Origin of the sequence: Allorhodopirellula solitaria, assembly GCF_007859855.1 — a bacterium.
Taxonomy (GTDB): Bacteria; Planctomycetota; Planctomycetia; order Pirellulales; family Pirellulaceae; genus Rhodopirellula; species Rhodopirellula solitaria.
Genome location: NZ_SJPK01000044.1, coordinates 1 through 7,933, shown reverse-complemented (window position 1 = coordinate 7,933; position 7,933 = coordinate 1). Strand labels below are relative to the sequence as shown.

Below are 7,933 nucleotides of genomic sequence, written 5' to 3'. Positions count from 1 at the left end.
GAATCATCGACGGCATCCTTGCTTGTGTTGAGATTTTTGTGAAGAAAAACCACGATGCAACAAGGATGCCGTTCTTCGCTAGCTCAAAATTGTTTCACGCCAGATTCGCCCTAAGTCCACGCCATTCGAGCCGAGCTCTGCAGAGGTGCTGGCTTGGCAAGGGATATCTCGGTCGCCAGCGTTTCCCTGCAAAAGCGGTACGCCAATGGTGTTGTCGGTCCCTGGGGAGCGTTTGTTCGTCAGGGACGCATTTTTGAACGATGATTGGATACGAGAGCCATGCCTCAAAAAACCTTCCGCTGTGCTCTGCGCACGCTTCCGTCGGATGAACCGAAATTCAACGCGAGAGCAAGGTGTGTTGTGCGCCGGACGCCATCCACGTAAATCTTTGCGCACACTCTTCTTCAGAGAGCCCAAAATCAGTTAAAGCGACAGTCAGGACGAAGGAATCTTGGTACGATTGGAGGAAATCAATCTGTTATCTGTTTGACAGCGGACAGACCCGGTGCCCATTCGAGACGCATCCGGCCAACCGAGATGAGCATCCTATCCAATTCGCTTGCTGAAGGAATCCGAATGAGATCGCTGTATTTGGTCATCGTTGCAACTGCAATGCTATTGGCTCCGTCGCTTGCCAATGCCGATGAACGCCCTAACCTTATCTTTTTTCTATCGGATGACCATCGAAGCGATGTGCTAGGGTGCGCCGGTCACCCGGTAGTGAAAACACCCGTCATCGATCAGCTTGCAGCACGTGGGGAGCGTTTTGAAAATGCCTTCGTCACGACCAGCATTTGCGCCGCGAGTCGCGCGACGCTGCTGACGGGGCTTTTTGAACGGACGCATGGATACACATTCGGCAAGCCGCCGATTTCCGTGGCGCACGTTTCAGATAGCTATCCTGCTCAACTGAAGGCCGCGGGCTACCGCACGGGATTTGTTGGTAAATTCGGCGTGCGAGTGGAAGGCGGCCAGTCTGCGATTGGTGAGATGTTCGATTCGTTTGAACCGGTGGGGCGCAGCCAGAGAGGCGTCGATGGATCGACCCAGCATTTCACCGATATCGCTGGTGACAAAGCGCTCGAATTTGTTGCAGCCAATTCTGCTGACAAACCGTTTTGCCTGTCAGTCAGTTTCAATGCCGCTCACGCCCAGGACGGTGACAAAGCCAATCACTATCCGCACCCCGCCACAGAATCACAACTGTATGCGGACGTAAAGATGCCTCGCCCCGAGCTCGATGGAGACGTCTATTTCGATGCCCAGCCAGAGTTTCTACGCGACTCGATTCACCGGGATCGCTACTACTGGCGATGGGATACACCAGAAAAGTACGACCGCAATATGAGGAACTACTTCCGTATGCTTTCCGCCATGGATCGTAATATCGGTCGGGTGATGCAACAGCTGAACAAACAGGGGTTGGCCGACAACACAGTCGTTATTTTCATGGGCGACAATGGATACTACATGGGCGAGCGTGGGTTCGCGGGCAAGTGGTCTCACTACGAACAATCTTTGCGAGTTCCTCTGATCGTTTGCGATCCGCGTATCCAGCAGGATGCCGGACGAGTCAACGATGACATTGCGTTGAACCTCGACATCGCACCCACCCTACTCGATCTGGCTGGAGTCGAGATCCCTGCTCGCTACCAGGGACGATCGCTGGTTGGCCAGAACGATGCCGCGAAGCGGCCAGGTTTTTTCTGTGAGCATCGTATGCAGAACGACCGCATTCCCAAATGGGAAGGTTACCGTGGAACGCGATACGTTTACGCGAACTACTACGAGCAAGAGTCCGGTGGCGAATTTTTGCACGACCTGCAAGAGGACCCGAACCAACTCAGAAATCTTGCGAATGACCCTGAGTACGGCGAGCAATTGGTCGAGATGCGAGCTAGAACGAGACGTCTTAGCGAGCAATATCTTAAAGCGAAATCAGAGGACGTGGATTAGCCGGGATGGGACAACTACGCACCCCATTTTGTGAGATGCTCGTTAGCTCGCTGACAGCCCCTCGGACGTCTACTACTTCTGCGGACCTTCGTCACGCATGTCACGCCATAACGTAGGCATTTCGGCTCATCCGACGGAAGGGTGCGCCCGAGGTTTTCAAGGCATGGCTCCCGTATTCAAGGGTTTATTTGTGGGATGTGATTATCAATGTTAGACTGGCACTGCCGGGAGAAACGGAGCCGAGCTCTGCAGAGGTGCTGGCTTGGCAAGGGATATCCCGGTTGATGGTACGCCAATGGTGTTGTCGGTCCCTGGCGAACATTCGTTTGTCCGGGACGCATTTCTGTAAGATCATTGGATACTAGAGATGTGCCTAGCAAAACCTACCTCTGTGCTCCGCGCACGCTTCCGTCGGATGAGCCTGAAATCAGTGGCCCTTGCATCTGACAGCGGATTGCGGCAGTGCGAACTCGCCGTGGAAGGGGCGTCACTTGGCGTGCTGAGGCTCGCTGGCATCGGTCGACTTTAGCCATCCCTCGAGGTCTAAGCGAAGTCGCTTGGTTTTCTCTGGCATCTCGTCGGCGAGGTTTCGCGACTCACTGATGTCGTTCTCGAGGTCATAGAGTTCAACCGAGTCATCATCATAGAATTTGATCAGCTTGTAGTCACCCGAACGAATCGCGCTTCCGAGTCGATTCTGTTTATGAAAAGCGTAGTTGGGATAGTGAAAGTAGATCGATTCACGCTTCCATTCAGACTCGTTTTCGAGCAACGGCATCAGAGAGATTCCATCGGGAGTATTGGAGGGGTCGGCCTTCAGATTCGCAGCATCGAGAATCGTTGCATGAATGTCCATCGTGATGACTGGCGTCGACGTTTTCGTGGCCGGACTGACATGACCTGGCCAACGAACGATCATCGGGACTCGGATGCCCCCTTCATACAAATACCCCTTCTCAGCCCGGAGCGGCTGCGCGATCTCGCCGAACGGTCCATTGTCCGACGTAAAGATCACCAGCGTCTCGCCGCTCAGGTCTTGTTGATCGATGGCATCAATGACTTTACCGATCGATGTGTCCATCCCTTCGATCATCGCCGCGTAAGTCGGGTTCTCGACGCCCGGTCCTCTCCTCTTCTCGTATTTGGCAATCAGGTCGGCAGGGGCTTGGAAAGGATAGTGAACCGAGTAGTTCCACCAACAAAGAAAGAACGGACCATCCCCAGCGGCTTTGGCGGACTTGATAAAGTCGATGCATTCATCAGCGCAACGGTCGGGCAAGTACTCGCCGTCTTTTTTTCCTTCCAAGTTAGGGAGCTTGTACGGACTGAAATAACTCGGAGGTCCGCCGAAGCGACAGCCTCCTATATTGATATCGAAGCCCTGGTGTTCAGGACGCAACTCTGGTTCCGTCGGATGATCCGGTTCGCTGTCGGGCCTGAACCGGCTGCGATTGGAGAGGTGCCACTTGCCCACAAAACCTGTCGCGTACCCGGCGGCCTTGAGTTGCTCGGCCAGGGTGACCCGTTCCAGCGGCAGGTGCCTCAGCCAACTCGGAGTGATCAGATCCGTGCCAGGCTTTTGGAAGTTCTCCGGGTGTCCACCGGCGTGGTTGGTAATGTTCAGACGAGCCGGTGATTCTCCCGTCATCAACGCCGCCCGTGTTGGCGTGCACACGGGTGCAGCCGAGTAGGCGTCGGTGAAAAGCAGGCCCTGCTTCGCTAGCCGATCAAGGTTCGGCGTGTCAAGTTTCTCGTTGCCATAGCAGTGAAGATCTTTCCATCCAAGGTCATCAGCCATGATCAAGACCACGTTCGGCTGCGTTGCTGGCTCTCCTGCATCTTGGCCCGAGGCAATCGTCGAAAGGGCACTCAGAGCCACCAGCGAAGCCAATAGAAAGTCGAACCGTATGTTTTGCATGATCATTTTCTGTGACTGAATTTGGCTTTGAAGTGGCAACGGAAATCCCCTCAGCGGGGTAAGCGGATCGGGAGAAATGATTCTGCACAACTCTTGTGAGCTGACGGCGCTAGCCAAATGGCACTTACTTTAGTTTTCGAAGCGGTCTTGGTAACCCGACGCGTGAGCGAGGATGATCTGTTGACCACGCAGAGCACTGCATTTTCCTCGCTGACGCATCGGGTTTCCAACCTAGCCATGCCCCAAACGAGGCCAAAGTAAGTGGCATTCGGCTCATTCCACCGAAAAACTTCACCCGACCTGCTTGGCGGCCAAACATCCCATTCGTAACGGGCATCGCCGATAAATCTACCAAATCTCCCAATTCCCTCAAACGCCTGGTCGCGAACGTCGAGTCTGCAGCGAGGAACCGCACGACATTGGAGCGGTCCGCTGCCGACGGTAGTGCGCAAACCCAATTCGTGACAGGACCGATTGCAGAAAAGGATGTTTGTGTCGCTGGGCGCGGTGGGGCTACTGAAGCGATGTCAGCGGAATGATCGCCAATTCAGCGCTGTTGAGATTGCCGCGTCGGCCGCCGTTGTTGGAATAGCCTACGTAGAGAGAGCCATCCATTTCGATTGCACAGGGATAGGAGAGGCTCAGGCTGCCCGCTGATTCGCCTGGTTGATTGGGGTGTCGTGAACGGCGAATCACAAACACTTTGTGAAAGAGATCCTCGCCCGGCGCGGTCACGGCAATCGTCAGGGGAGTGCGTTTGCCGCCGTTGTTTTTGGCAGTGGTACAGATCAGAAATCGCTGGCCCGTGCTGAGTACTCCTGCAACGGGCTTGGACGTGGCCATCGGCAAGTTGCTGGTTCGCGAGGGCGTCCAAGTGCGGCCGTAGTCCTCACTGACGGCGACCAGCGCCGAAGTTCCGCCGCCGAAGCGGGCGACGTTAAGGATTCGTTTTCCGGATACGATGTTTGCCGACTCACCCCACATCCTACTGATGCCTGCACCGCCGGGAATCTCCACGTAATCCCATTGAGTAAAATCATCACCGCGACTGATCGCAACTGCCGCCGGGAATATATGGTTGTTGGAATAGGGGCCAGCGGAGATGCCTGGCATGATCCAGTTGCCGTCGTGCATCTTCACAGGCTGGTTCATCGGCCAAAAACCGTTGCGGACGACGATGCCCTGCTCGCGCCATTTGCCCGCTGTTTCGTCAAACGCATAAGCCCGCGTATGCACCTCTTCCATCTTGCCGTAGTAGGCTCCGTGGAAGGCCCAGAGTTTGTTGGCGTGTGAGAGGAAGACGCCATGGCTGACTGCCAGACCGGGTTCCTCCCCGGCATCGATGACGCGTAGTTCGCTCCAGGTACGCCCCTCGTCATCACTGACTCGATACTGGGCTTCCTCGCTGACTGTATTTTCCGCACCCTTGTTGTGACCGATCGAAGCGTAGAGTTTGTTCTTGTGCCAGCCGAGCCCCACCCCGTGTAAGAACGTGTAGCCGTCTGCCTCCCGATCCCACTTCTTGATAACGTGAAATTTGACATCCTTTAGTGTGGAGATTTTCGCAGCAACAGGGATTGGCAACGCTTCGTCCCAGAGCCGAAAAGGCTCGGCGTGTTCAGGAAGCGAGTGAGTGGCGGTCACCGGTCTGTAGAGAGCTGCCATTTCGCTCGGCATGAGCGAACGGTTGAACAGCATTGCGTGATCCAACGCTCCCATCAAGGTTTGCCGGATTCGACCGTTGTCATCGACGCCGCCAAAGGTCAGCGGGGCGTTTGTTTGCGCGATCGGCTGTGTCAGTTCGATGGTACCGGCGAGTTGTCCGTCCAAATACAGTTCCGCCTTCTCCTCCGCGACGACGAGCCCTACCTGGTGCCACGTCCCTGGTTCGAACGCCGCGTCAGCATCGGCCGTCCGCCAACCATCTTGCTGAACGTATAGCCGCAGTTTCTCGTCGTGATCGATCATGATGCCCCACTCGCGTTCGTTTAAAGCGTAGCGATTCTTGGCCGCGATCATCTGCTGGCCGCGATTGAGGTTGTAGGGGTTAACCCAGACGACCAAGCTGAAAGGCTTGCTGCTGATTGGGGTGGCAGCGACGTCGTCGACTTCAAGTAGCGACGCGCCGTCGAGCACGAGTGCCTGATTGTGAACTCCAACCGCCTCCGAGGGGGAACCACCTTTGTGCCGAAGCGACTCAGAGGAAGTGGAATCAAGAGGCCAGAGCCGATCGGGATGCGGTTCTGCCGCGACGGCTAGCGCTGACGCGAACAGCACCAGACCAATTGGATACGCGAAACGATGGATCATTTGAAATTCCTCGCTATTCTGTCAGTTCTACCGTCACGGTCGCCGGCCACTCGATGGCTCCCGCTGGGGAAGCAGTCCCAGGCCGGTACTCGTTTTCTGAAAAAAGTCTCTTGAACGCTATCGAGACAAAAGGCTGCCTGGCGATCACGGCGAGCGGGGAGCCCACAATTTTTTGGCGGCTACGCTAGCTGAATCCCGATCTCGGCACCAATCGTAGTCCAAGCGCGGCCGCAGATGTGCCGCGACAGGACCTCTCAGCGATGCTGGTTCGATCAGACGAGTCGCCGAGTGCCAAATGTCGCCGGCTCAGCTCAATCGCTAGTTCAAACTCTTCCTTCGCATCTCATCGCTTCCGTTTCGGTTGCGACTGCGAATCCACGCCGCCTGTTTGCGACGGGTGGCGAGTTGATCGGCGACATCATGCTCATTGTGGACTCGAGGTGTACAGCAATTTTGCAAGACAATTCAGAAGGATCATCGGCGTCACCCTCGCCCAGTTCCATCTGCAACGAGGCTCGGCCACCGTCATAGGTTGACCGATGCGTAAAAGCACGTCATGTGAAAAACCGGGCGTCAGTCAGGGGGGCTGTCCGCTCTGAAGGAATCGTAATGTCTTCACGCTAAGGACGTTCGCTTAGTCATGCGTGGCTTCAGATGAGGCTACATTCCGGTGGATCGTCTCGATCTCTTGAGAGGTAAGAACCCGATTCCAAATGGAAATTTCGTCGATCTTGCCGTCAAAATTCCTGCCCTCGCCTGCCCGGTGGCCGCCGATAACGAGTCCACCGACTTCTGCGATTGGTGCTGCCGGTGACAGGACGTGCGATTTCACTAACTTGCCGTCGATGTAGAGATGGAGGCTCTTGGAGTCAAACGTCGCAGCGAAGTGTACCCAGTCGCTAAAAAGAACGCGGTCGATCAGGCAATCGAATCCGCCCTGCGATTTGACACCCGGTGACTGCTGGGACCCTACCGGTTTGGGGTCGAGCGTTTCGGTGTAGAGTTGCAAGTTGATTTTCGTGGCGTCATCGCAAGCTCGCATTCCGATGGAGATAGCAAACCCAGTGCCCAGTGCCTTCAGAAGGTCGCAGTGGTTGTTCACCTTGGTTTCCAGAATGAAGTGCCTGTCTTTGCTGCCGTGAGCCGGAAGAAGATTCGGTTTGATCCAACCGGCAACCGTGTACGCGTTTGCGTTGTCATCGAGCATTGACCGCGGCACGCTAGCGTACTGATTTCTCGAGCGATCGAGTTGTAACGCACCGCCACGGATTCCGTTCTCGCGACTGACCGTGGCCCCATTTTCGAGTTTCGCGTCGATGCGATCGCCAAGGACGGAATGGTTGGTCGTGTGACCATCGAAGCTCCAATGAGCACGTCGGTCCACTTCCAAGCCGGATGCGGCAGTCGGCGTGAGTTCGTCGTAGGTGATGGTCTTGACAAGATTTTCCTGTCCGGTCTTGTCCCTGAACTTTACCGTGAGCTCGGGGACTTTCTTCGTCGTGTCTGCAGTCATCGTCAAGAACTGGTTCGGTTTCACCCGCGACCATTCAAGGTCCTGGTGATAGACATTCAATGAAGGGATGACGCTCGTGTGGCCGGGGGAGATGATGAAGTCGTGAACGGGGTGCGATCCGCTTGGTGCGCTCGACGAGTCCTGCATCACGCTGTTTCCAAATTGATAAGGTCGCCGACGGTCGGTTTTGACTGGAGCCAGTTCTCATAGACGGCATCCCACACTCCACTGAGCAG

General features: G+C 55.6%; 4 protein-coding genes. 1 reads left to right on the top strand and 3 read right to left on the bottom strand.

Going from position 1 to position 7,933, the window contains the following annotated elements; translation table 11 throughout:
• The first annotated feature begins 576 nt into the window (after window positions 1–576).
• Window positions 577–1,956 (top strand): sulfatase family protein, encoded by a 1,380-nt coding sequence (locus CA85_RS24370; protein ID WP_146394311.1) that lies wholly within the window; start codon window positions 577–579, stop codon window positions 1,954–1,956.
• Window positions 1,957–2,443: 487 nt separating this feature from the next.
• Here the strand turns inward: CA85_RS24370 and CA85_RS24365 are convergent, their stop codons facing one another.
• The 3 genes from CA85_RS24365 to CA85_RS24355 all read right to left on the bottom strand — a co-directional run bounded on the left by CA85_RS24365 (window position 2,444) and on the right by CA85_RS24355 (window position 7,844).
• On the bottom strand, window positions 2,444–3,874 hold the full coding sequence (locus CA85_RS24365) for a sulfatase (RefSeq protein ID WP_146394309.1): 1,431 nt from the start codon (window positions 3,872–3,874) through the stop codon (window positions 2,444–2,446).
• Between the two features lie 513 nt (window positions 3,875–4,387).
• Complete coding sequence (locus CA85_RS24360; RefSeq protein WP_146394307.1) at window positions 4,388–6,184, bottom strand: LamG-like jellyroll fold domain-containing protein; 1,797 nt, start codon at window positions 6,182–6,184, stop codon at window positions 4,388–4,390.
• A 634-nt stretch (window positions 6,185–6,818) separates the two neighbouring features.
• Window positions 6,819–7,844 carry a LamG domain-containing protein gene (locus CA85_RS24355; RefSeq protein WP_146394305.1) on the bottom strand — a complete coding sequence of 342 codons (1,026 nt, stop codon included), beginning with the start codon at window positions 7,842–7,844 and terminating at the stop codon, window positions 6,819–6,821.
• Between the last annotated feature and the right edge of the window lie 89 nt (window positions 7,845–7,933).